Source organism: Marmoricola endophyticus, assembly GCF_014644415.1.
Classification (GTDB): domain Bacteria; phylum Actinomycetota; class Actinomycetes; order Propionibacteriales; family Nocardioidaceae; genus Marmoricola; species Marmoricola endophyticus.
Map to the genome: position 1 here is coordinate 247,700 of NZ_BMKQ01000002.1, position 23,946 is coordinate 271,645.

General features: G+C 73.0%; 22 protein-coding genes and 1 tRNA gene. 13 read left to right on the forward strand and 10 right to left on the reverse strand.

Going from position 1 to position 23,946, the window contains the following annotated elements; all coding sequences use genetic code 11:
* Positions 1-12: 12 nt before the first annotated feature.
* Together IEX42_RS17790 and IEX42_RS17795 are read right to left on the reverse strand one after the other, a co-directional pair.
* The gene (locus IEX42_RS17790; RefSeq protein ID WP_188781411.1) at positions 13-1,059 is read right to left on the reverse strand and encodes a hemolysin family protein; all 1,047 of its coding nucleotides are present in this window, start codon (positions 1,057-1,059) and stop codon (positions 13-15) included.
* Entirely contained in the window at positions 1,056-2,429 is a 1,374-nt protein-coding gene (locus tag IEX42_RS17795; protein ID WP_229661033.1) for a hemolysin family protein, read from the reverse strand. Before IEX42_RS17795 ends, IEX42_RS17790 begins: the two co-directional genes overlap by 4 nt.
* Positions 2,430-2,534: 105 nt before the next feature.
* Between IEX42_RS17795 and IEX42_RS17800 the strand changes: the two genes are divergently transcribed.
* The 3 genes from IEX42_RS17800 (at position 2,535) to IEX42_RS17810 (ending at position 5,079) form a co-directional block, all read left to right on the forward strand.
* On the forward strand, positions 2,535-3,353 hold the full coding sequence (locus IEX42_RS17800) for a PP2C family protein-serine/threonine phosphatase (protein ID WP_188781412.1): 819 nt from the start codon (positions 2,535-2,537) through the stop codon (positions 3,351-3,353).
* A 144-nt stretch (positions 3,354-3,497) separates the two neighbouring features.
* A complete protein-coding gene (locus tag IEX42_RS17805) occupies positions 3,498-3,998 on the forward strand; it encodes a DUF3145 domain-containing protein (RefSeq protein ID WP_188781413.1) in 501 nt (166 codons plus the stop codon).
* 55 nt (positions 3,999-4,053) lie between these two features.
* Positions 4,054-5,079, forward strand: a complete 1,026-nt coding sequence (locus IEX42_RS17810; RefSeq protein WP_188781414.1) for an alpha/beta hydrolase family protein — start codon at positions 4,054-4,056, stop codon at positions 5,077-5,079.
* 139 nt (positions 5,080-5,218) lie between these two features.
* On the opposite strand, the gene IEX42_RS17815 is transcribed toward IEX42_RS17810, so the two are convergent.
* From IEX42_RS17815 to IEX42_RS17840, 6 genes are all read right to left on the reverse strand, one after another.
* Complete coding sequence (locus IEX42_RS17815) at positions 5,219-6,661, reverse strand: acyl-CoA carboxylase subunit beta (protein WP_188781415.1); 1,443 nt, start codon at positions 6,659-6,661, stop codon at positions 5,219-5,221.
* Positions 6,661-7,911 carry a beta-ketoacyl-[acyl-carrier-protein] synthase family protein gene (locus IEX42_RS17820; protein ID WP_188781416.1) on the reverse strand — a complete coding sequence of 417 codons (1,251 nt, stop codon included), beginning with the start codon at positions 7,909-7,911 and terminating at the stop codon, positions 6,661-6,663. The genes IEX42_RS17815 and IEX42_RS17820 overlap by 1 nt, the downstream gene beginning before the upstream one ends.
* 52 nt (positions 7,912-7,963) lie before the next feature.
* Complete coding sequence (locus IEX42_RS17825; protein WP_188781417.1) at positions 7,964-8,206, reverse strand: acyl carrier protein; 243 nt, start codon at positions 8,204-8,206, stop codon at positions 7,964-7,966.
* A gap of 73 nt (positions 8,207-8,279) precedes the next feature.
* Positions 8,280-9,275: a beta-ketoacyl-ACP synthase III gene (locus IEX42_RS17830; protein WP_188781418.1), complete on the reverse strand. Its 996-nt coding sequence runs from the start codon at positions 9,273-9,275 to the stop codon at positions 8,280-8,282.
* Positions 9,275-10,459, reverse strand: coding sequence for an acyltransferase domain-containing protein (locus tag IEX42_RS17835; protein WP_188781419.1), 1,185 nt, complete (start codon positions 10,457-10,459; stop codon positions 9,275-9,277). Before IEX42_RS17835 ends, IEX42_RS17830 begins: the two co-directional genes overlap by 1 nt.
* An 80-nt stretch (positions 10,460-10,539) precedes the next feature.
* Entirely contained in the window at positions 10,540-11,736 is a 1,197-nt protein-coding gene (locus IEX42_RS17840) for a PucR family transcriptional regulator (protein WP_229661034.1), read from the reverse strand.
* A gap of 155 nt (positions 11,737-11,891) precedes the next feature.
* Here IEX42_RS17840 and IEX42_RS17845 point away from each other — a divergent pair, with 155 nt between their 5' ends.
* On the forward strand, positions 11,892-12,872 hold the full coding sequence (locus IEX42_RS17845) for an alpha/beta fold hydrolase (RefSeq protein WP_188781421.1): 981 nt from the start codon (positions 11,892-11,894) through the stop codon (positions 12,870-12,872).
* Positions 12,873-12,877: 5 nt separating this feature from the next.
* Here IEX42_RS17845 and IEX42_RS17850 read toward each other — a convergent pair whose 3' ends face one another.
* Positions 12,878-13,252 carry a VOC family protein gene (locus IEX42_RS17850; RefSeq protein WP_188781422.1) on the reverse strand — a complete coding sequence of 125 codons (375 nt, stop codon included), beginning with the start codon at positions 13,250-13,252 and terminating at the stop codon, positions 12,878-12,880.
* A gap of 67 nt (positions 13,253-13,319) precedes the next feature.
* Here IEX42_RS17850 and IEX42_RS17855 point away from each other — a divergent pair, with 67 nt between their 5' ends.
* Positions 13,320-14,186: a helix-turn-helix domain-containing protein gene (locus tag IEX42_RS17855; RefSeq protein ID WP_188781423.1), complete on the forward strand. Its 867-nt coding sequence runs from the start codon at positions 13,320-13,322 to the stop codon at positions 14,184-14,186.
* Here the strand turns inward: IEX42_RS17855 and aceE are convergent.
* Positions 14,126-16,942 (reverse strand): pyruvate dehydrogenase (acetyl-transferring), homodimeric type, encoded by a 2,817-nt coding sequence (aceE, locus tag IEX42_RS17860; RefSeq protein WP_188781424.1) that lies wholly within the window; start codon positions 16,940-16,942, stop codon positions 14,126-14,128. The genes IEX42_RS17855 and aceE overlap by 61 nt on opposite strands.
* Positions 16,943-17,133: 191 nt before the next feature.
* Here aceE and IEX42_RS17865 point away from each other — a divergent pair, with 191 nt between their 5' ends.
* The 8 genes from IEX42_RS17865 to IEX42_RS17900 all read left to right on the forward strand — a co-directional run bounded on the left by IEX42_RS17865 (position 17,134) and on the right by IEX42_RS17900 (position 23,885).
* Entirely contained in the window at positions 17,134-17,553 is a 420-nt protein-coding gene (locus tag IEX42_RS17865; RefSeq protein ID WP_188781425.1) for a DUF3052 domain-containing protein, read from the forward strand.
* Positions 17,554-17,648: 95 nt separating this feature from the next.
* Positions 17,649-19,310, forward strand: coding sequence for an AMP-binding protein (locus IEX42_RS17870; RefSeq protein WP_188781426.1), 1,662 nt, complete (start codon positions 17,649-17,651; stop codon positions 19,308-19,310).
* A gap of 61 nt (positions 19,311-19,371) precedes the next feature.
* Entirely contained in the window at positions 19,372-19,869 is a 498-nt protein-coding gene (locus IEX42_RS17875; protein ID WP_229661035.1) for a redoxin domain-containing protein, read from the forward strand.
* 179 nt (positions 19,870-20,048) lie between these two features.
* Positions 20,049-20,120 (forward strand) — tRNA-Val (locus IEX42_RS17880).
* 24 nt (positions 20,121-20,144) lie between these two features.
* Complete coding sequence (locus tag IEX42_RS17885) at positions 20,145-20,483, forward strand: putative quinol monooxygenase (RefSeq protein ID WP_188781427.1); 339 nt, start codon at positions 20,145-20,147, stop codon at positions 20,481-20,483.
* Between the two features lie 62 nt (positions 20,484-20,545).
* Entirely contained in the window at positions 20,546-21,442 is an 897-nt protein-coding gene (locus tag IEX42_RS17890) for a MurR/RpiR family transcriptional regulator (RefSeq protein WP_188781428.1), read from the forward strand.
* Positions 21,439-22,386 (forward strand): N-acetylmuramic acid 6-phosphate etherase, encoded by a 948-nt coding sequence (gene murQ / locus IEX42_RS17895; protein WP_188781429.1) that lies wholly within the window; start codon positions 21,439-21,441, stop codon positions 22,384-22,386. Before IEX42_RS17890 ends, murQ begins: the two co-directional genes overlap by 4 nt.
* Positions 22,383-23,885 carry a PTS transporter subunit EIIC gene (locus tag IEX42_RS17900; protein ID WP_188781430.1) on the forward strand — a complete coding sequence of 501 codons (1,503 nt, stop codon included), beginning with the start codon at positions 22,383-22,385 and terminating at the stop codon, positions 23,883-23,885. The genes murQ and IEX42_RS17900 overlap by 4 nt, the downstream gene beginning before the upstream one ends.
* Positions 23,886-23,946 lie beyond the last annotated feature (61 nt).

The window sequence follows — 23,946 nt, forward strand, 5'->3', positions numbered from 1 at the left end:
CCGGCTGCCGCCCTAGTGGCCCTCAGCGTGCGAGGCGTCGCGGATCTCGCCGACCAGCTCCTCGATGACGTCCTCGAGGGTGACCACCCCGAGGACCGTGCCCGCCTCGTCGACGACCCGCGCGAGGTGCGCGCCCTTGGCCTGGATCGTGGTCATCGCCTCCGCGAGCGTGTCCTCCGGGCGCACCGTGGCGAAGGGGCGTACCCAGCGGTCCTCGACCGGCCGCGCACGGCCGCGCGGGTCGGGCTCGATGACGTCCTTGACGTGCAGGTAGCCGATCAGCCCGCCGTCGTCATCGGTGACGGGGAAGCGGGAGTAGCCGGTCTCCGCGCACCGCGCCTCGACGTCGCCGACCCGCGAGTGCAGGGGCACGGTCTCGAGGCTCGCGAGCGGCAGCAGGACCGAGGAGACCGGGCGGGTGGTGAACCCGAGGGCGCCGGAGAGGCGCTCGTACTCGCCCTCGGCGAGCAGGCCCTCCTCGCGTGACTCGTCGACGAGCGCCTCGACCTCCTCCTTGGTGAAGGTGGTCGCGACCGCACTGGCCGGCTCGAGCCGCAGCAGCCGCACCATGGCGTCCGCGACGGCGTCCAGCGCGACCACCACCGGCTTCAGGACGGTGACGATCGCGACCATCGGCGGCCCGAGCACCATCGCGGCACGCTCGGGCCCGGCCAGCGCGATGTTCTTCGGGACCATCTCGCCCAGCACGACGTGCAGGTACGTCACGACCACCATCGCCAGCGCGAACGAGACCGGGTGCAGGACCGCCTCCGGCACCGACAGCGCCTCGAAGGCCGGCTCGACGACGTGGGACACCGCGGGCTCGGCGATCGCGCCGAGCGCGAGCGAGGCCACCGTGATGCCCAGCTGCACGGCGGCGATCATCTGGGACACGTTGTCCATCGCGCGCAGCGTCGTACGGGCCACGGCGGACCCGGCCGCGGCGCGCGGCTCGATCTTCGTCCGGCGCGCGGAGACCAGCGAGAACTCGCCGGCGACGAAGAACGCGTTGACCAGCAGCAGCAGGAGCGCGACCGGGAGTGCGGTGCCCGAGCTCATCGGCGGTCCTCCTCGGGCACCTCGACCGGGACGCGGCGCAGCGCGATCCGGTCGACGCGCAGGCCGTCCATCCGGACCACGCGCAGGTGCGCCTCCTCGAGGACGGGGTCGGAGTCCCCCTGCCCCGCGTCGGGGACGACCACCGGGAGCGGGACCACGACGGCGTCGCCACGCTCGGGCACGCGACCCAGCTCGCGTACGAGCAGACCCGCCACCGTGTCGTAGTCCTCGTGCTCCGGCAGGTCCACCCCGGTCGCGTCGCGCACCTCGTCGGGGCGCAGCAGCCCGGAGAGGATCCAGCTGCCGTCGGGCCGCATCCGCAGCCTGGAGCCGTAGCGGTCGTGCTCGTCGGCGATGTCGCCGACGATCTCCTCGACCACGTCCTCCAGCGTCACGACGCCGGCGGTGCCGCCGTACTCGTCGGAGACCACGGCCATCTGGAAGCCCTCGCCGCGCAGCAGCCGGAGCAGCGGGTCGAGCCGCAGGGACTCCGGCACCACCGTCGCCGCGACCATCACCTCGCGCACCTCGGTCGCGTCGCGCGCCGAGCGGGGGACGGCCACGGCCTGCTTGACGTGCACCGAGCCGACCACCGAGTCCGAGGAGCCCTTGACCACCGGGAACTTCGAGAACCCCGTGCTGCTGGACAGCTCGAGCACCTCCGAGACCGGGTCGGTCACCTCCACGGTCGCCATCCGCACGCGCGGCGTCATGATCTCGCCTGCGGTACGGGGCCCGAACGCGACCGAGCGCTGCACGAGCTCGGCGGTCTCGGAGTCGAGCTTGCCCTCCGACGCGGAACGGGTGGCGAGCGAGGCCAGCTCGGAGGACGACCGGGCGGACCGGAGCTCCTCCTGCGGCTCGATCCCCAGGGCGCGGACCACGGCGTTCGCCGAGCCGTTGAGCACCCGGATCGGCAGGCGTACGACGCTGGTGAAGGTCCGCTGGAACCGCTGGGTGACGCGGGCGGTGCCCAGGGGAGCGGCGAGCGCGACCTTCTTCGGCACCAGCTCGCCGACGAGCATGGTGGCCAGGGTCGCCAGCACCAGCCCGATGGCCACCGAGACCGACGGCACCGCCCCCTCGGGCACGCCGACGGCGGTGAGCGGCGTCTCGACCAGCGCGGCGATCGCGGGCTCGGCCAGGAAGCCGATGACGAGGTTGGTCACGGTGACGCCGACCTGGGCGCCGGAGAGCTGGGTGGACAGCGTGCGCAGCGCGGCGAGCACGCCCTGGGCCGGCCGGTCGCCGTCGGAGGCGGCGCGCTCGACGGCGGCCCGGTCGACGGTCACGAGGGAGTACTCGCTGGCGCCGAAGACGCCACAGGTGAGCATCAGCGCGACCGAGATCGCCAGCAGCACCCACTCCACGTCGACTATTGTCGCGTACGGCGCACCACCCGGACGCGGCGGGAACGTGCCGGTGCCGTCCGGCGTTGACGTCGTACGACGCCCGCGCCGGCGAGAGGGGGCCCCGTGCTTCGCTTCACCGGTGACGCCCGCTCGGAGTCCGGTCTGGTGCGCCACGGCAACGAGGACTCGGGCTTCGTCTCCTCGACGCTGCTGCTCGTGGCCGACGGGGTCGGCGGCAACGCCGGGGGAGAGGTCGCCTCGGCGACCACCGCCTGGACGGTCGCTCGTCAGTCGCTCGCCCGGGTCGGCCTGCGGCCCTCCGGCGTCCTCGAGCAGGCCGTCGAGGAGAGTCGCGGCCTCCTCGCGGACGGGGTGCGCGAGCGCCCGGACCTTACGGGCATGGCGACCACGCTCACCGCACTGCTGACCGACGGGTACCGCTGCGCGCTGGCGTACGTCGGAGACTCCCGGGCCTACCAGCTCCGTGCCGGTGAGCTGCGCCAGGTCACGACCGACCACACCTGGGTCCAGGAGGCCGTCGCCGCGGGCGAGCTCACCGCCGACGAGGCCGAGCAGCACCCGTGGCGCCACGTCGTCGTCCGCAGCATCAACGCCGAGCGGAGCCAGGGGGTCGAGATCACGACGCTGGGCGTGCGCCCCGGGGACCGCCTGCTGCTGTGCAGCGACGGGCTCAGCGACCTCGTGCCTCCAGGGGCGATCGCCGCGGCGCTGGACGGCCAGCCCGACGGTCGGGCCGCCGACCTGCTGGTCGAGCACGCCCTGCGGGCGGGCGGTGGCGACAACATCACCGTCGTGGTGGCGACCGCGCACGACGTGGCCTTCGACGACACCGACCCCTCCGGCGGCTTCGTCGGCGCGGTCCTCGACCACGGCAACGTCCTCGGCTCGCCCGTCGTACGCCTCGGGCAGAACGCCTCGTAGCGACCGACGCGCAACGCTGGTATTCCGGCGCCCGATGCTCCACAATGGACCCAGTTCGGTTCACCGGTCACACCCGTCCCGAATCGTCTGCGAGCGAGACCGCTGGGGAAGGCGTCGCTCGACGTCGCAGATGAGGAGGTCACCGTGTCCAGTGCTACCCGTGGGGTCCTGTACGTCCACTCGGCCCCTGCCGCGCTGTGCCCGCACGTGGAGTGGGCCACCTCCGGCGTGCTCGGCGCCTCCGTCGCCTTCGACTGGAGCTCCCAGCCTGCGCAGACCGCGACGCAGCGCGCGGAGTTCTCCTGGACCGGCGACATCGGGACCGCCTCCGGGGTCGCCTCCGCGCTGCGCGGCTGGGACCAGCTGCGCTTCGAGATCACCGAGGAGCCGACCGCCCGCTCGGAGGGCGCCCGCTTCTCGTACACCCCGTCGCTGGGCATCTTCCACGCCGTGACCGGGCTGCACGGCGACGTGATGATCCCCGAGGACCGGCTCAAGGCGGCCGTGGTCAAGGCGGCGCTCGGGGAGACGACGCTGCCGCGCGAGATCGACAAGCTGCTCGGCAAGCCGTGGGACGACGAGCTCGAGACCTTCCGCCACGCCGGCGACGGCGCTGCGGTGCGGTGGTTGCACCACGTGGGCTGAGGATCGTTCCCGGGTTCGGTCACCGGACTCGTGATCGGCGGGGGATGATGGTCCCGTGCGATCTCGGGTCAGACTCTCCGCGGCGGTCCCCGCCGTCGCGACCTTCGTGGTCGCGCTGCTCGTGCTCGCCGGCGTCACGGCCAGCGCGGGCCCGGACCGCTCACCGGTCGCGCCGGTCGTCCACGGCGCGCACGACGACACCAGCACGCCGTTCACCCTCGTCGACGTCCCGGCGCTGGTGCGGCACCGCGCCGACGGCCGGGACCTGTCGCTGGACCGGCTGCTGGACCGCACGGCGCGCTTCGACCGCTGGGCGATCAGCTACCGCGGCGACGGGCTCCGGCTGACCGGGGCGCTGACCCTGCCTCGCGGCGGCGGTCGGCACCCGGTCGTCGTGGTCGCCCACGGGTTCGCCCTGCCCGGCCGGTACACGCTCGGTTCCGGCACGTCGCGCGAGGAGCGCCGGCTCGGCGAGCAGGGCTTCGTGGTGCTGCACCCGGACTACCGCAACTGGGGCGGCTCGGACGTCGAGGCGGGCACCCCGGTCGCGCACCCGCTGGGCTACCCCGAGGACCTGCTCGACGCGGTGGTCGCACTGCGCCGCGCCCGGTTGCCGCAGGTCGACCTGTCCCGGACCGCGCTCCTCGGCCGCTCCATGGGCGGCGGAGTCGCGCTGCAGGCGGCGGTGGCCCGGCCGGGCTGGTTCCGCGGCCTGCTGCTCTACAGCTCGGTGAGCGCCGACGCCGCGGCGAACGCGCGGCGCTGGGTACGCCCCGGCACCGCACTCGCCGCGCGGGTGCGGGCGTCGTACGGGACTTCGCGGACGCGACCGGCCCTCTGGCACGCCGCGAGCGTGTCGTCGTACCTCGACCGGCTCGGCACCATGCCGGTCTCGATCCACCACGGCACGGCCGACCGGATCTGCCCGATCGGCTGGAGCGAGCGCACCGCCACGGAGCTGCGTGCGCAGGGCACCCCCGTGGCGACATACGCCTACCGCGGCGAGCGCCACCACTTCGAGCGCCGGTGGCCGGTGTTCATGGACCGTACGTCGGCGTTCTTCCGTACCGTCCTGCGTTGAGTGGTGCCCCCTACCGGGTCGAGTGGTGCGTTCTGCTGGTCCGAGTTGCGCCTTCTGCCGGTGATCCCCTGCAGAAGTGACGACTCGAGCCAGCGGAACTGACTACTCAACGGGGCAGGTGCGACCCGCAGGCCCGTACCTACAGCGGGATGTTGCCGTGGCGACCGCGGGTGACGAGGCCGGCCTCGCGGATCGCGACCGCGATGGAGCTACGGGTACGGCCTGGGTCGACCACCTCGTCGATGACGCCGATCTCGACGGCCTTCTCGACCCCGCCGGCGATCCGCGTGTGCTCCTCGGCCAGCTCGGCCTCGACCTGAGGGCGTGCGTCGGGGGCGACCTCGGCCAGCTTGCGGCGGTGCAGGATGCGGATCGCGGCGACGGCGCCCATCACGGCGATCTCGGCGCCGGGCCAGGCGAGCACCTTGGTGGCGCCGAGGGCACGGGAGTTCATCGCGATGTACGCCCCGCCGTACGTCTTGCGGGTGACGACGGTGACCCGGGGTACGACGCACTCGCCGAACGCGTGCAGCAGCTTCGCGCCGCGGCGCACGACGCCGTCCCACTCCTGTCCCACGCCGGGCAGGTAGCCCGGGACGTCGACCAGGACGATCAGCGGCACGCCGAACGCGTCGCACATCCGCACGAAGCGGGAGGCCTTCTCCGCCGACGCCGAGTCCAGGCAGCCGCCAAGGCGCAGCGGGTTGTTGGCCACGACGCCGGTGGTCCGCCCGCCGAAGCGGCCGAGGGCGGTGACGATGTTGGGCGCCCACTTGGCGTGCAGCTCCTGCGCCGTGCCCTCGTCGAGGACCGACTCGACGAGCGGGTGCACGTCGTACGCGCGCTTGACCGACTCGGGCAGCAGCCCGGCGAGGTCACGGTCCTCGACGGCGTCCACGTCGAGGGTGCCCTGGGCGCCGAGCAGCCAGGCGATCGTCCCGCCACGCTCGATCGCCTCGGCCTCGGTCTCGGCCAGCACGTGGACGACGCCGGAGCGTCGCCCGTGCGGCTCGGGGCCGCCCAGACGAGCCATGTCGACGTCCTCACCGGTCACCGAGCGCACGACGTCAGGGCCGGTGACGAAGATCCGGCCCTCCGGGCCGAGGACGACCACGTCGGTCAGGGCAGGGCCGTACGCGGCCCCGCCGGCGGCCGGGCCCAGCACGATCGAGACCTGGGGGATCACGCCGGAGGCGTGGGTCATCGCCCGGAAGATCTCACCCACGGCGTGCAGGGAGAGCACACCCTCGGCCAGGCGGGCGCCGCCGGAGTGCCACAGGCCGATGATCGGGATCCGGTCGGTCAGCGCGCGCTGGTACGCCGCCACGACGACCTTGCAGCCGTCGGCGCCCATCGCGCCGCCCATCACGGTCGGGTCGGAGCAGAAGGCGACCACGCTCTTGCCGCGGATCCGGCCGAAGACGGCCAGCATCCCCGAGTCGTCGACCGGGGTCAGCAGCTCGACGGTGCCCTCGTCCAGCAGGGCTCCGAGCCGGTTGAGGGGGTAGCGCGGGTCCTCCTCGCGCGGCGGCTTGGCCGGTGCGGCCGGCCGGCCCTGGGGCGCGGCGGCGGTCGCGGTCATCAGATGCTCCCGTACAGGACGGCCACGTTGGCACCTCCGAAGCCGAAGGAGTTGTTCAGCGCCGCGACGTCCCCGGACGGCAGGTCGCGGGCGGTGGTCGCGATGTCCAGCTCGACCAAGGGGTCCTGGGAGTCGAGGTTGATGGTCGGCGGGGAGGTGCGGTCGCGGATGGCGAGCACCGTGGCCACCGACTCCAGCGCGCCGGCCCCGCCGAGCAGGTGCCCGGTCATCGACTTCGTCGAGGTGACCACGACGTCCTCGACGTGCTTGCCGAGCGTCGTGTGCAGCATCAGCCCCTCGGCCACGTCGCCCTGCGGCGTGGACGTCGCGTGCGCGTTGACGTGCACGACGTCGGCCGGGCTGATGCCGGACTCCTCCAGCGCGCGGGCGATCGCGCGGGTGCCGCCGCGGCCCTCGGGGTCGGGCTGGGCGATGTCGTGGCCGTCGGCGGTGATCCCGGCGCCGAGCACCTCGGCGTAGATCGTCGCGCCGCGGGCGACGGCGTGCTCGTACGACTCCAGCACCAGCGCGCCGGCGCCCTCACCGAGGACGAAGCCGTCGCGGGCGGTGTCCCAGGGACGGGAGACCGTCGTCGGGTCGCCGCCGTCCTCGCTGCCGGTCTTGGACAGCGCCATCATGTTGGCGAAGGCCGCCATCGGCAGCGGGTGGATCGCCGCCTCGGTGCCCCCGGCGACGACGACGTCGGCCCGGCCGAGGCGGATCTGGTCCGCGGCCAGGGCGACGCCCTCGTTGCCCGAGGCGCACGCCGAGACGGGGGTGTTCACCGCCGCCCGCGCGCCGATCAGCAGGCTGACCTGCGCGGCGGGCGCGTTCGGCATCAGCATCGGGACCGCGAGCGGGGAGACCCGCCGCGGACCCTTCTCCTTGAGCGCGTCGTAGTTGCTCAGCAGGGTCTGGACCCCGCCGATGCCCGAGGCCATCGCCACGCCGACCCGCTCGCCGTCCAGCTCCGCCTGGTCCAGGCCGCTGTCGGCCCACGCCTCGGCCGCCGCGACCAGCGCGAGCTGGGACGTACGGTCGAGCCGGCGGGCCTTGACCCGGTCCAGGACCTCGGTGGGGTCGACGGCGACCTGCGCGGCGATCTTCACCGGCAGGTCCGCCGCCCAGTCCTCGGTGAGCCGGCGGACGCCGGAGCGGCCGGCGAGCATCGCCTCCCATGTGGAGGCGACGTCACCCCCGAGGGGGTTGGTGGTGCCCAGGCCGGTCACGACGACGCGGGTCCTGCTCATGGGAGCTCCTGTTCTGCTGCGGACGTGGTGGGACGACGGGCTCAGCGGTGGCTCAGGACTGGCCCTCGATGTACGACACGGCGTCGCCGACGGTCTTGAGGTTCTTCACCTGGTCGTCGGGGATGGTCACGCCGAACTTCTCCTCGGCGGCCACGACGATCTCGACCATGGACAGTGAGTCGACGTCGAGGTCCTCGGTGAACGACTTGTCCAGCTGGACCTCGTCGGCGTCGAGGCCGGTGACCTCGTTGACGAGCTCGGCCAGGCCGGCGCGGATCTCCTCGGTGGTAGCCATGTGCGAACGGTTCCTCTCTGGTGGGTGGTGCGACTTGATGGGATCAGGGGGGATCAGGGGGGATCAGGGGGGATCAGGGGACCCGGACGACCTGGGCGGCGTACGCCAGGCCGGCGCCGAAGGCGATGATCAGCGCGAGGTCGCCCGAGCGGGCCGTGCCGTCGTCGAGCATCGCGCGCAGCGCGAGGGGGATCGACGCCGCCGAGGTGTTGCCCTGGTGGGCGATGTCGCGGGCGATGCGGACGTGCTCGGGGAGCTTGAGGGCGCGCGCCATGGCGTCGGTGATGCGCATGTTGGCCTGGTGGGGGACGAACAGGTCGAGGTCCTCGACCGTGATCCCGGCGGCGGCGATCGTCTCGCGCGCCACCTTGGCCATCTCGTACGACGCCCAGCGGAAGACCGCGTTGCCCTGCATCACCAGGTGCGGCATCCGCGGCTCGTCGGCCGCCAGGACGTCGCGCCAGTCCTCGCGGGAGCGGATGAGGTCGTACTGCTCGCCGTCGGAGCCCCACACGACGGGACTGATGCCGGGCTCCTCGCTGGGACCGACGACCACGGCGCCGGCGCCGTCGGCGAAGATGAAGGCGCTCCCGCGGTCGGTGGGGTCGGTCTGGTCGGAGAGCTTCTCGACGCCGATCACCAGGACGTGCCGGGCGCTGCCGCCGCGGACCATGTCCGAGGCGAGGGCCACGCCGTGGCAGAAGCCGGCGCACGCCGCGGAGATGTCGAACGCCGCGGCCCGCTCGGTGCCGAGCTCGAAGGCGATCATGCTGGCCGCGGAGGGGGTCTGCAGGAAGTGCGACACCGTCGCGACGACGACGCAGTCGACCTGCGCCGCGTCGACCCCGGCCTCCTCGAGCGCCTGCCGGGCGCTGGCCACCGCCATCGAGACGACCGTCTCGTCGTCGGTGGCGAAGCGCCGCTCGACGATCCCGGACCGCTGCTGGATCCACTCGTCGCTGGAGTCGATCCTCTCGACGATCTCGGCGTTCGGCACGACCCGGCTCGGCCGGTACGACCCGACGCCGAGGACCGCGCTGCTGGTGGTGGGCGTCTCGCGCAGCCGCATCAGGCGACCCCGTCCGGGTGCAGGCGCAGCAGCGGCTGACCCGGCGAGACCAGGTCGCCGTCCTCGACGAGCCACTCCACGACCGAGCCGCCGTACGGCGCGTTGACGGGGGTCTCCTCGCGCCGGGCCCGGACGACGCCGATGCTCGTCTCGGGGGCGAACGACGCGGCCTCCCCTGCGCCCTCGGCGCGGACGAACGTGCCCTTGGTGGGGGAGACCAGGAGCCGCCACGTGGGGGAGGTGTCCAGGTGGGCCGACTCGCCGTGCTTCTCGCAGAAGGCACGGGCGTCGTCGAGCTGGTCGGGGGTCTTGAGCGCGAACGTCTCGACGCCCTTGAGGGCGCGGCGCGCGATGCCGGTCAGCGTGCCGGCGGGCGGCATCTCGAGGATGCCGGTGACCCCGAGGTCGGTCATCGTCTCCTGGCACAGGTCCCACCGGACCGGGTTGGCGACCTGTCGCACGATGCGGCGCACGACGTCGCGGCCGTCGTGGACGACGGTGCCGTCGGCGTTGGAGATGACGGGGATGCGGGCGTCGTGCGTCGAGACACCGCGGGCCAGCGAGGCCATCACGTCGACGGCGGGCGCCATGTGCTCGGTGTGGAAGGCGCCGGCGACGGAGAGGGGACTGAGCCGGGCCTTGGCGGGCGGGTCGTCCGCGAGGGCCTGGAGCTGCTCCGTGGTGCCGGCGGCGACGACCTGGCCGGCCGCGTTGACGTTGGCGGGGGTGAGCCCGTGGCGCTCCAGCACCGCGAGCACCTCATCGGCGTCGCCGCCGAGCACGGCAGTCATCCCCGTGGGCGTCGCCTCGGCGGCCCGCGCCATGGCCCGGCCCCGCTCGCGTACGAGGACCATGGCCTGCTCGGCCGTGATCGCCCGCGCACCCGCGGCCGCGGTGAGCTCGCCGACGCTGTGGCCCGCGACGGCCCCGATCTTGCCGAACGCGTCGGCCGGGTGGGGGAACAGGGCCAGCGCGGCCACCAGGCCGGTCGCGACCAGCAGCGGCTGGGCGATCGCGGTGTCCCGGATCGTCTCGGCGTCCGCCTTCGTGCCGTAGTGGACCAGGTCTAGGTCGGCCACGGTGCCGAGCCAGCCCAGCCGCTGGGCGAAGTCCGGGTCCTCCAGCCACGGCTCGAGGAAGCCGGGGGACTGGGCCCCCTGGCCGGGGGCGACGACGATCAGCACGAGGTCCATGCTGCCCGGGGGCGGGCGAGGTCGACGCATCCGTCGCCGACAGAGTCGCCCGGTGGTTTCTTGTAGGGAACCTACAAATCAGTGCTCGGGCCGCGGCCGTCGGCAACGAGCCGGCCGACGGTCAGCGCGACCCGGAGCGTGTACGCGTCCCGGGCGTCCGCGGGGTCGAGCCCCGAGACCTCGTGGGCGCGACGCAGCCGGTAGCGCACGGTGTTGGCGTGCACGAAGAGGGCTCGGCCGGTCCCCTCCAGCGAGCGCCCGCCCTCGAGGTAGGCGGCGAGCGTGTCCAGCACCGACCCGCCGGCGGCGACGAGCGGGGCGTGGATCTCCTCGACCAGGTGACGTCGCGCCCGCTCGTCACCACTCAGCGCGCGCTCGGGGAGCAGGTCGTCGGCGGCGACCGGACGCGGTGCGTCGTACCAGCCCGGCGCGGAGCGGTAGCCGGCGAGCGCGGCGTCCGCGCTGACGGGCACCTCGTTGAGCCCCTCGACGGCCGGCCCGACGACGACCGGGCCCTCCCCGAACACCGCGGCGAGCGCGTCCAGCGGTCCGCGGTCGGACAGCCTCCCCACGATGATCACCAGCCGGTCGCCCTGCACGGCGCACAGCACGCGGACGTCGTGGTCCTGCGCGACGCGCCGGGCGTCCTCGGTCACCTGGCCCCGGCGCGCCGGGGGGATCGGGCCGACGAGCACCACCACGCGACCCTCCTCCCAGCCCAGCGCACTGGCCCGGGACTCGACCTCGGCCTCGGTCTCGCCGCGCAGCACGGAGTCGACGACCAGCGCCTCGAGCCGGGCGTCCCACGCGCCGCGGAGCTCGGCGGCGCGGGCGTACACCTCGGCGGTCGCGAAGGCGACCTCGCGGCCGTAGCGGGTGACCGCCTCGAGGACGGGCCGGGCGTCCTCCTCGCCGAGCACCTGGACCAGGTTGGCCTCGACGACGTCGATCGTCAGGCGCACCATCGCCACCGTCCGCTGCAGCGTGATGCGACCAGCGAACGCGCGTGGTGCGTTGCCGAAGACCTGCGCCCTCAGCTCGGCCGCCTCGCCGTGCTCGTGCGGCGCGGTGTACCAGTCGACGAAGGCCGCCACGCCCGCCTGCACGATCGAGCCGATCCAGGTCCGCTCCTGCGCGTCCAGGTCACGGAACCAGCTCATGTCCCGGTCCATCCGCCGGACCGCCTCGGTGCTGAGCTGCCCGACGGCCGCGCGGAGCCGCTCGAAGGTCTCCGGGCGGACGTCGGGCGGTGGTGTCGCGGTTGTCACGTTCCGACAGTACGGCGTGGTCGGACGGGCGCACTGGGGACGGTGGGCGGCCGGCCACCCGTCACCCCCGGGTGGAGCTCTCCTCATGGACGGTTCTGCCAAGCAGGCAAGGGGAAAGCCCGCAGCCGAGGCGTCCGTGTGGTGTGCTGGGACGCATGTCCTCCCACCCGGTGCGTCGCCTGGTCATCCACGGTCACGAGCGGGCGTACGTCCAGGCGGGCAGCGGCCCGGTGCTCCTGCTGCTGCACGGGCTGGGCTGCGACCACACGACCTGGGACCCGGTGATCGACCGGCTCGCCGAGGAGTTCACCGTCATCGCGCCGGACCTGCTCGGCCACGGGCAGTCGGCCAAGCCGCGGGCGGACTACTCGATCGGCGGCTACGCCAACGCGATGCGCGACCTGCTCACCGTGCTCGGCGTCGAGACCTGCACGGTCGTGGGGCACAGCCTCGGTGGCGGGGTGGCGATGCAGTTCGCCTACCAGTACCCCGAGCGCACCGAGCGGATGGTGCTGATCGCCCCCGGCGGCATCGGCCCCGAGGTCAGCCCGGCGATCCGGGCGGTCACGCTGCCGTTCTTCCGGCAGTGGATGGGGCTGCTGACCCTGCCCGGGCTGCGCCACGTCAACGGGACGGCGCTGCGCCTGCTGGCCCGGTCGGGCCTGCGTGCCACGCGGGACCTCGGCGAGGTCGCCGACATCTACGACTCGTTCCGGGACCCGGCCGCCCGGGCCGCGATCGGCCACGTCGTGCGCGCGTGCATCGACTGGCGCGGTCAGGTGATCACGATGGCGGACCGGGCGTACCTCACGGCGGCGATGCCGATGGGCGTCATCTGGGGGAGCGAGGACCACGTCATCCCGGCCTCGCACGCCGAGATCGCCCGCCAGATCGCCCCCGGCGCGGAGGTCGAGCTGGTCGCGGACGCAGGGCACTTCCCGCACCGCGACCACCCCGAGCAGGTGGCCCGGCTGCTGCTGGACTTCGTGCGTACGACCCAGCCCTCCACCCACGACCGCGAGGACTGGCGCGAGCTGCTGACGTACGGGCCGAACCTCCCGGCCACCCGTGAGCGGGCCGGCGAGTGGCCGCTGCGCCCGCTGCCCCGGGCGACCCGCTCCCGGGCGTCGGCGTAGCCGGCTCAGCCCCAGCTGCTCGCGTCGGTCAGGCAGAACGGGTGACCCGCGGGGTCCAGCAGCACTCGCCACGTCTCGCCGGGCTGCGGGTCGGCGAGCGTGGCGCCGAGCTCGACGGCGCGGGCCTCGGCGGCCGCGACGTCCGCGACGGCGACGTCGAGGTGGAACTGCTTGGTGCCGCCCTCGTTCGGCCACGGCGGTGGCTCGTACCCCTCGACCCGGCCGAAGCCGAGCGCGGGCCCCTCGCTGCCTCTGAGCATCGCGTAGCTCTCGTGGTCGGTCGCCACGACCTCCAGCTCCAGGAGGGCGGCCCAGAACGCGGACTCGGCGCCGACGTCCGCGCAGTCGATGGTGGTCATGGCCAGTCGGGTGCTCGTCATGCGGCCAGCCTCCGCCGAGCGCGGTGAAGGGTCTTGGACGAACGCGTCAGGTCGTAGGGTCGTTCACGTGTCCGAGGGCGGAGGGCGCCGTACTCCCGCCGGGGTGCTGCGCCCCGGCGACGCCACCCGGCGCATCGAGATCGGACGCGGGGCTCCGCCGCCGGGTCTCGCGGAGCACGTCGACTACCTGTGGTGGGTCTCCTGGCGCTGCCCGGAGCCGTACGTCCAGAGCGTGATCCCGCGACCGGTGGTCCACGTCGCGGCCGAGTGGCGCGCGGGTCAGCCTCGGCTGGTCGTCACGGGTGTGCCGAGCACCCGCTTCGACCGACGCCTGGTGGGCACCGGGCGAACGGTCGCGGCGGCGTTCCACCCGGCCGGCTTCCGCCCCCTGCTGGGGTCGGCCGTCGGTGCGCTGCGCGACCGGGAGGCGGCGCTGGGCGACCTCCTCGACCTCGACGACCGACCCGTGGCGCAGCGCCTGCTGGACCCTGCGGTGGACGTCGAGAGCGCGGCCGGCGAGCTCGGCGCGTGGCTGGAGGACGTCTCGGTGGTGCCCGACCCGCGCGTCGCCGAGCTGCGGCACCTCGTGGCCCTGGTCGAGCACGACCGCGAGGTCACTCGGGCCGACCAGGTCGCCGCGCTGGCCGGCGTCCGTCTGCGCACGCTGCAGCGCCGGTTCACCGAGTACGTCGGCATCGGCCCCAAGTGGGTCGTGCAGCGCTTCCGGCTCCTCGACGTCGCCGAGGCCGCCCACGGCGACGAGCCCGTCGACTGGGCGGAGCTCGCCGGCCGCCTCGGGTACGCCGACCAGTCGCACCTGATCCGCGCCTTCACGGCGCTGGTCGGCGAGCCCCCGGCGGCGTACGTCGAGACTCAGGCGTCGCCGCCCTCCTGGGCCACCTCGGACACCGCGGTCGGGTCGTCGATCCGGTAGCGGGAGAACGCCTCCTGCACCGTCTCCGGCTTGACCTCGCCGCGCTCGGCGAGGGCCTGCAGGGCCTGGACGACGACCGACTCGGCGTCGACGCGGAAGAAGCGCCGCGCCGCCGGACGGGTGTCGGCGAAGCCGAAGCCGTCGGTGCCCAGCACGTGGTAGTCGCCCGGCACCCAGCGCCCGATCTGCAGCGGCACCGCGCGCATGAAGTCGCTGACCGCGACGACGGGACCCTCGGCCTCGGCGAGGCGCTGGGTGACGTACGGCGTGCGCGGCTGCTCGGTCGCGTGGGCCATCGCCCACTCCTCGGTGGCGACGGCGTCGCGGGCGAGCTCGTTCCACGACGTCACCGACCAGGTGCTGGCCGCGACGCCCCAGTCCTCGGCGAGCAGCTGCTGGGCCTTGGCGACCCACGGGAAGCCGACGCCGGAGGCGAGCAGCTGGACCCGGGGTGCGTCACCGTTCCCGGGGACCTCCGGCGCGTCCGCGACCCGGTGCAGCCCACGCAGGATGCCGTCGACGTCCACGTCCTCGGGCTCGGCGGGCTGGTCCACCGGCTCGTTGTAGACGGTGAGGTAGAAGATCACGTCCTCGCCGTGCGGGTGCTCGTCGGTCGCGCCGTACATCCGCTCCAGGCCGGAGCGCATGATGTGCCCGACCTCGTAGCCGAACGCCGGGTCGTAGTGCACGACCGCGGGGTTGGTCGCCGCCAGCAGCGGGGAGTGCCCGTCGGCGTGCTGCAGTCCCTCGCCGGTCAGCGTGGTGCGCCCTGCGGTCGCGCCGATCAGGAAGCCGCGGGCGAGCTGGTCGGCCATCGCCCAGATCGAGTCGCCGGTGCGCTGGAAGCCGAACATCGAGTAGAAGATGTAGAACGGGATCATCGCCTCGCCGTGGGTGGAGTACGACGACCCCGCCGCGGTCGCCGACGCCATCGCGCCGGCCTCGGAGATCCCCTCGTGCAGCAGCTGGCCCGAGGTCGACTCCTTGTAGGCGAGCAGCAGCTTGCGGTCCACGGAGTCGTACCGCTGACCGGCCGGGTTGTAGACCTTGGCGCTCGGGAACATCGAGTCCATGCCGAACGTGCGGTACTCGTCCGGCGCGATGGGGACGACCCGCTGACCGATCTCGGGGTCCTTCATCCAGTCGCGCAGCAGTCGCACCGCCGCCATCGTCGTGGCGACCTTGGACTTGCCGCCGCCCTTCTTCAGCTCGGCGTAGACGGCGTCGCCGGGGAGCTTCAGCGCCTTGCCGCGCACGACGCGGTTCGGGACCGGTCCGCCGAGCTGCTTGCGCCGCTCGAGCATGTACTCGGTCTCCGGGGCGTCCGGGCCGGGGTGGAACAGCGGGGCCATGCCGGTGCGCTCGTGGTAGTCGTCGAGCTCGCGGTCGCTGATCGGCAGGTAGAGCCGGTCCCGGAACTTCTTCAGGTCGTCCGGGGTCAGCTTCTTCATCTGGTGGGTGGCGTTCTTGCCCTCCAGGGCGTCGATCGTCCAGCCCTTGATGGTCTTGGCCAGAATCACGGTCGGCTGCCCGACGTGCTCGCTGGCCTGCTTGAAGGCGGCGTACACCTTGCGGTAGTCGTGGCCGCCGCGCGGCAGCTTGCGGATCTGGTCGTCGGACATCTGCTCGACCATCGCGCGCAGCCGCGGGTCGGTGCCGAAGAAGTGCTCGCGGACGTAGTCGCCGGACTCGACGGAGTACGTCTGGAACTCGCCGTCCGGCGTCGAGTTCATCTTGTTGACCAGCACGCCGTCGACGTCCTTGGCGAGGAGCTGGTCCCACTCGCGGCCCCAGACGACCTTGATGACGTTCCAGCCGGCGCCGCGGAAGTTGGCCTCCAGCTCCTGGATGATCTTGCCGTTGCCGGTGACCGGCCCGTCGAGCTGCTGCAGGTTGCAGTTGACCACCCAGGTGAGGTTGTCGAGCTCCTCGCGCGCGGCGACCCGGATCGCGCCGAGCGACTCCGGCTCGGCCATCTCGCCGTCACCGAGGAACGCCCACACGTGCTGGTCGGAGGTGTCCTTGATGCCGCGGTTGGACAGGTAGCGGTTGAACCGTGCCTGGTAGATCGAGTTGATCGCCGTCAGCCCCATCGAGACCGTCGGGAACTCCCAGAAGTCCTGCATCAGCCGCGGGTGCGGGTACGACGGCAGCCCCTTGCCGACGCCGTGCTGGACCTCCTGGCGGAAGTGGCGCAGCTGGGTCTCGGTGAGCCGGCCCTCGAGGAAGGCGCGGGCGTAGATGCCCGGTGAGGCGTGGCCCTGGATGTAGACCTGGTCGCCGCCGCCGGGGGCGTCCTTGCCCCTGAAGAAGTGGTTGAAGCCGACCTCGTACAGCGAGGCGCTGGACTGGTACGTCGCGATGTGGCCGCCGACCTCGAGCCCCTTGCGGTTGGCGTCGGAGACCGTCACGGCGGCGTTCCAGCGGATGAACGCGCGGATCCGGCGCTCGACCTCCTCGTCGCCGGGGAACCACGGCTCGCGCTCGGGAGCGATGGTGTTGATGTAGTCGGTGCTGCGCAGCGCAGGCACGCCGACCGACTGCTCGCGAGCCCGCTCCAGCAGGCGCAGCATGACGTACCGGGCCCGCTCGCGACCGCGGCTGTCGATCAGGTCGTCGAAGGAGTCGACCCACTCGCCGGTCTCCTCGGGGTCGATGTCCGGGAGCTGCGTGGGGAGGCCCTCGTGGATGACGGGGGTGACGCTGGGGGCCGGGGTGTCGGCCTGCTGGTCGGACTGGGTGTTGTCGTCGCTCACCACTTCATCGTTGCACTCCCCGGAGCCGGACGGAATCTACCCGTGAGTAGACCGAGCGGGCCACGATCCGGCAACGAACCGCACGACACAGGTTGCGCTGGCGACGGGTGTCGGTTGCACTGGTCCCCAGCACGCGACGCACGTCGCGGGTGGCACACGAGATGTCCGACGATCGGAAGGCAGACGAGACGGTGAGCGCGACGGCAGGGGGAGCAGACCTGCACGCCGGTGAGCGCCTGGGCTTCAAGCCCGGGATGGTGGTCCAGGAGCTGGGCTGGGACGACGACGTGGACGACGCGGTGCGCGTCTCGATCGAGGACATCATCGATGCCGACCTCGTCGACGGCGAGTACGGCAACGTGGTCGACGCCGTCGTCTTCTGGTGGCGAGACGGGGACGGCGACCTGGTCGACGCCCTGGTCGACTCGCTGACCGACCTCGAGGCCGGCGGTGTGGTCTGGCTGTTCACCCCGAAGGTGGGCCGCGACCACGAGGTCGACGCCGCCGACATCACCGAGGCCGCTCCGGTGGCCGGCCTGTCGACCACCACCACCTTGCCGATCGGCGAGGACTGGGCGGCCACCAAGCTGGTCGCGCCGAAGAACCGCTGACGAGCGGCCCCGGTCGAGCCGGGTGGCTCGCACCAGGGTGTCCGGCACGCTCTCCGCTTGGTTTACTTCGCGGTAACCGCGACGAGAGGTGCCCGATGCCCGACAAGCTGTCCCAGCTCGCCCAGCAGGCCGTGGCCCCGGCCGTCAGTCTCAAGGTCCTCACGCAGGCGGGGGTCGTACGACCTCACTCGCCGCTCGCGCTGGCGAAGGTCCTGCGCAGCCTGCAGCAGTGGGGGATGGGCATCGCGGGGGGCTTCGGGTCCACCGCGGCACGCTTCCCCGACCGGGTCGCGATCGTCGACGAGCTCGGCGAGCTGACGTACGCCGAGGTCGCCGAGCGGGGCAACGCGGTCGCGGACTCCCTGGCGAAGATGGGCGTCTCCGAGGGCGACTCGGTGGCCGTGCTGGTGCGCAACCACCGTGGCTTCCTGGACGCGGCCATGGGGATCGCGCGCCTCGGGGCCGACGCGCTCTACCTCAACACCGCCTTCGCCGCGCCGCAGCTCGGTGAGGTCTGCGAGCGCGAGAAGCCGGCCGTGATCATCCACGACCAGGAGTTCGACGCGCTGATCGACAAGGCCGGGGTCTCCCAGCAGCGCGTCCTCGCCTGGGTCGACGACCCGGGTGAGGGCGCCGGCGACCGGACCACCCTGGAGGCGATGATCGAGGACGGCGACCCCGGCCCGCGTACGCCGCCCTCGAGCCCGGGCCGGTCGGTCATCCTCACCTCCGGGACCACCGGCACGCCGAAGGGTGCTCCTCGCGGCGCCGGCAACCTCGGTGCCGCCGTCGCCCTGCTCTCCCGGATCCCCCTGCGGTCCGGGTGGCGGTGCCACATCGCCGCGCCGCTGTTCCACACCTGGGGATGGGCGCACCTCCAGCTGGCGATGCTGCTGGGCACGACCTGCGTCCTGCGGCGGACCTTCGACCCCGAGCAGTTCCTGAGGACGCTGGACGACGAGCGGTGCGACTCCGCCGCGGTGATCCCGGTGATGCTGCAGCGCAGCATGCGGCTGCCCGAGGCGACCCGCGACTCCGTCGACCTCTCGCGGCTCAAGGTCGTCGCGGTCTCAGGATCCGCACTGCCGGGCGACCTGGCCACCGAGTGGATGGACCAGTTCGGCGACAACATCTACAACACCTACGGCTCCACCGAGGTCGCGTGGGCCTCGATCGCCACGCCCGAGGACCTGCGCTCGGCGCCCGGCACCGCGGGTCGGCCGCCGGTGAACACCGTCGTCCGGCTGTTCGACGAGGACGACCACGAGGTCCCCGAGGGTGAGGCCGGCCGGATCTTCGTGGGCAACTCGATGCTCTTCGAGGGCTACACGGGCGGCGGCACCAAGGACTCGATCGACGGGCTGATGAGCTCTGGCGACATCGGTCGGTTCGACGAGGACGGCCGGCTGTTCATCGAGGGTCGCGACGACGAGATGATCGTCTCCGGCGGCGAGAACGTCTTCCCCCAGGAGGTCGAGGACGTGATCGCCAAGCACGACGGCGTCGACGAGGTCGCGGCGATCGGGGTCGACGACGACGAGTTCGGCCAGCGGCTCCGCGCGTTCGTCGTACGCTCCGACGACTCGCTGAGCGAGGACGACGTCAAGGACCACGTGAAGCAGAACCTCGCGCGCTACAAGGTCCCGCGCGACGTGGTCTTCCTCGACGAGCTGCCCCGCAACGCCACCGGCAAGATCCTCAAGCGCGAGCTGAAGGACGACGACGAGGACGGTACGACCGAGGGTGACGGCGACTGAGCCGTCCTCGCACCTGCCCGGGGGTGGGGCGTCGTACGACGCGTGCACTAGGTTCGCCCGCGTGAGCAGGCTGGAGGTCGGGGACCGGGTGCCCGAGATGGTGCTGGAGGACCAGCACCGACGCAGCGTCGACCTGCGTCGGCTGACCGAGGACCGTGCGGTGCTCGTGGTGTTCTACCCGTTCGCGTTCTCCGGGATCTGCTCCGGCGAGCTGACCGGTCTGCGCGATCGGCTCGGCGAGCTGGAGACCGACGACTGCACGCTGCTCACCGTGTCCTGCGACCCCGTCTACACGCTGCGTGCCGCGGCCGATCGCGACGGGCTGTTCTTCCCGCTGCTCTCCGACTTCTGGCCCCACGGGGAGGTGGCCCGGCGCTTCGGGGTCTTCGACGAGTCGCGTGGCTGCGCCGACCGCTCCAGCTTCCTGGTCGGACGGGACGGCCTGGTGCGCTGGGCCGTGCACAACCCGGTCGGGAAGGCTCGCGACCTCGACGCCCACGCCGCCGCCGTGCGCGAGCTCGACGGGACCGGCGAGCCGCGGCCGCGGGTGCTGGACTAGACCGCTACCCCACAGGTTGCCGGTTCAACTTGATCGTGTGCCGGCGGGTGGCATGATAGTGCTCGTCACGACCGCTGGTGACCCGAGACGCCGGCGGTCGTGACTCTTTTTTCGCCCGGCGCGCGGTTGACCTAGGGTGCTGCCCAGGCCGGCTCGTACGTCGCCGGTGCGCAGGTCCGGGGCGTATAGCTCAGCGGTAGAGCGCTGCCCTTACAAGGCAGATGTCGCAGGTTCGATCCCTGCTACGCCCACTCCCGTCACCAGGAGTCGCGCCGATGTACCTCATCGTGGTCAAGTTCCGCACCCGCCCCGAGTGGACCGAGCGCTGGCTGGACCTCGTCGCGGACTTCACGAGCGCGACCCGGGCCGAGCCCGGGAACCTGTGGTTCGAGTGGTCGCGCAGCGTTGACGACCCGGCCGAGTTCGTCCTCGTCGAGGCGTTCACCGACGAGGGCGCGGAGGAGCACGTGGGCAGCGCCCACTTCACCCGGGCGACGGCGCAGATGGGCAAGGCGCTCGTCGCGACGCCGAAGATCGTGAGCCGCCAGGTCGACGGCAACGGCTGGGACGAGATGGGCGAGGTCCTCGTCGAGGGTGCCCACGACGGGCGCTGACTCGGCCGGCTGCTGGGGCGGAGCTCGTTGACGCCGCCACGGATGCAAGTTAATTTCATCGCGTGGTCCATGTCACGCAAGATTTCGTCGCTCCGGTGCTGCCGCGGCTCCGGGCCGAGGTCGACGCCCTGCCCGAGCAGGCCCGGCGCGTCGCGGGTCTGCTGCTCGGCGACCCGCACAACGCCGCCCGGCTGAGCATCGCCGACCTCGCCGTCCGTGCTGGGACCAGCGAGGCGTCCGTGACGAGGCTGGCGCAGCGGCTGGGGTACACCGGCTTCCCGGCCCTGCGTCTCGCCCTGGCCGCCGAGAGTGCGGGCGCCCGCGAGCGGATCACCGGTGACATCGGCCTGGACGACGACCCGGCGGCCGTGAAGGCCAAGGTGCTCGGCGGGTTGGAGCGGTCGCTGCACGAGACCGCGGCGGCGCTCGACGACACCGCTGTCGCAGCGGTGGCCGATGCCGTCGTGTCCGCGCGTCGCACGCTCGTCGTCGGCGTCGGTGCGTCCGGCACCGTCGCCGAGGACCTCGCCCGCAAGCTCGAGCGGGTCGGCCTGCCCAGCGCAGCGCTCACGGACCTCCACGACGCTGTCACCAGCTGCGTCGCCGCTCGTGCGGACGACGTCGTCATCGGGGTCTCGCACTCCGGGGAGACCGTCGACGTGGTGGAGCCGCTGCTGCGTGCGAGCGCCACCGGTGCTCGTACGGTCGCGCTCACGTCACGCTCCTCCTCGGTGCTGGCCCGCTCCTGCGACCACGTGCTGGTGTGCGTCGCCGAGGGGGAGGACGGGCTGCGCCCCGCGGCGATGAGCAGCCGTTCCGCGCAGCTGCTCGTGGTCGACGTGCTCTTCGTCTGCGTGCTCCAGCGCGACCACGCGCGCGCCGCGCCGCTGCTCGAGGCGTCGTACGACGCGACCAGCGCGCGGCACCCCGACCGGGTCTCGCGCGGAGGCTACCGATGAGCGACCTGCGCGTGGCCCTCTCGGCTCTGGGGACCGAAGGGGTCGACCCGGCCTTCGCCCGGCTCGACGCCCTGCCCACGCTCGCCGCCGCACGGCTGGTCAACGCGGCCGACGCGACGGTGGCCACCGCGGTCGAGCGGGTGCTGCCGCAGGTGGCCGAGGCGGTCGACCGGGTCGCCGCGGGGATGCGCGGCGGCGGGCGCCTGGTCTACGCGGGCGCCGGGACCGCCGGACGTCTGGGGGTGCTCGACGCCAGCGAGTGCCCGCCCACCTTCGACACCGACCCGGCGCAGGTCGTCGGCCTGATCGCGGGCGGACCGACCGCGCTGACCACCGCGGTCGAGGGCGCCGAGGACGACACCACGCTCGCCGAGCGGGACGTCGCGGCGCTGCGGCTCGGGCCCGCGGACAGCCTGGTGGGGATCTCCGCGAGCGGGCGCACCCCTTACGCCCTCGCTGCGGTCCGCTGCGCCCGTGACGTCGGTGCGTTCACCGCCGGCCTGGCCTGCAACCGCGACTCCGCACTCGGGCGCGCCGCCGAGGTCGCGATCGAGGTCGAGGTCGGGCCCGAGGTCCTGGCGGGCTCGACGCGGATGAAGTCGGGCACCGCGCAGAAGCTCGTGCTCAACATGATCTCGACGCTGACGATGGTCCGGCTGGGCAAGACGTACGGCAACCTCATGGTCGACCTGCGGGCGACCAACGAGAAGCTCACCGCCCGCTCGTGGCGGATCGTGCACGACGCCACCGGCGCCGCCGACGACGAGGTCGACGATGCCCTCGCCGACGCGGGTGGCGAGGTGAAGACCGCGATCGCCGTGCTGGTCGCAGGCGTCGACGTCGACACCGCCCGTGCGGCGCTGGTCGACGCGGGCGGCGTCCTGCGCGCGGCACTCCTCCGACTGACCAGCCCGCCCGCCACCACTGCAGGAGAAGCACCATGAACCAGCGCCCACCGCTCGCCGACCACCTGCTGCGCGCCCTCGGCGGCGCCGGGAACGTGCGCGAGGTCGAGAACTGCATCACCCGGCTGCGGGTCACCGTCGCCGACCCCGACGTCGTCGACGCCGAGGCGATGCAGGCTCTCGACCAGGTCCTCGGGGTCGTCCCGGGCGCGACCACGCAGATCGTCCTCGGCCCCGGTCTCGTCGACCGGACCGCCGCGGAGCTGGAGGAAGCCCTCTCGGGTGCGGCCTCGGGCTCCGCGGCGGGTGGGGGCGACTCGGCGACCGCCCTGGCCGCGCGGGGCGAGGCGATGCGTACGGAGCAGAAGCGACGCAACGACACCCCCGTGAAGAACGCGCTGCGCCGGATCGCGAACATCTTCGTCCCGCTGATCCCGGCCCTCATCGCCTGCGGCATCATCGCCGGCCTCAGCGGCCTCGCCACCAACCTGGTGACCGGTGGGCAGGCCGAGTGGCTCTCCGGCATGCCTCCGCTCCTCGGCCCGATCTCGCAGGGCTTCCTGTCCCTGCTCGCGGTCTTCGTCGGCATCAACACCGCGCGGGAGTTCGGTGGCACACCGGTGATCGGCGGCGCCGTCGCCGGCATCGTGGTGTACGCCGGCGTGGCCGACGTCAGCGCCTTCGGCCAGCAGCTGCAGCCCGGGCAGGGTGGCGTGATCGGTGCGCTGATGGCGGCGCTGCTCGCGGTCTACCTCGAGCGGTGGATCCGTCGCTGGTGCCCGGACTCGCTGGCGATGCTGGTGGTCCCGACGCTCACCGTGCTGATCACCGGACTCGTCACCCTGCTGGTCCTGATGAGCCTGGCGGGCTGGATCGCCGGCGGCATCGCCGACGGCGTGACCTGGATGCTCGCGCACGGCGGTCCGTTCACCGGCTTCATCCTCGCCGGGCTGTTCCTGCCGATGGTGATGCTCGGCCTGCACCAGGCGCTGATCCCCATCCACACGACGCTGATCGAGTCCGACGGCTGGACCGTGCTGATCCCGATCCTGGCGATGGCCGGCGCCGCCCAGGTCGGCGCCGCGCTGGCCGTCTACGCGCGCCTGCCCGGCAACACCTCGATCCGGCGCACCATCCGCTCCGCCGTCCCGGCCGGTCTGCTCGGCGTCGGCGAGCCGCTGATCTACGGCGTCACGCTGCCGCTGGGCCGCCCGTTCGTCACCGCCTGTGGCGGCGCGGCCGTGGCCGGGGCGTGGATGAGCACGATGAACATGCTCGGCACCAGCGTCGGCTCGACGGCGATCGGGCCCAGCGGGTGGGCGATGATCCCGCTGCTCAACGGCAACCAGGGGATCGGGGCCGCGATCGGGGTCTACATCGTCGGCGAGGTGATCGCGTACGTCTTCGGCTTCGCGCTGACCTGGTTCTTCGGCTTCTCCCGCGAGCGGCTGCGCGAGCTCAACAGCGAGGAGTCGGAGGTCGCCGGCACGCCGGCCCCGGTCGCCGTCGCGGGGACTCCTCAGCCCGCCCCGGCCTGACGGCAGCCGACCCGGCGCGTGCGGGCGCCCGCGCGCGCCGGCTCAGCGGCCGTTCGCCGCG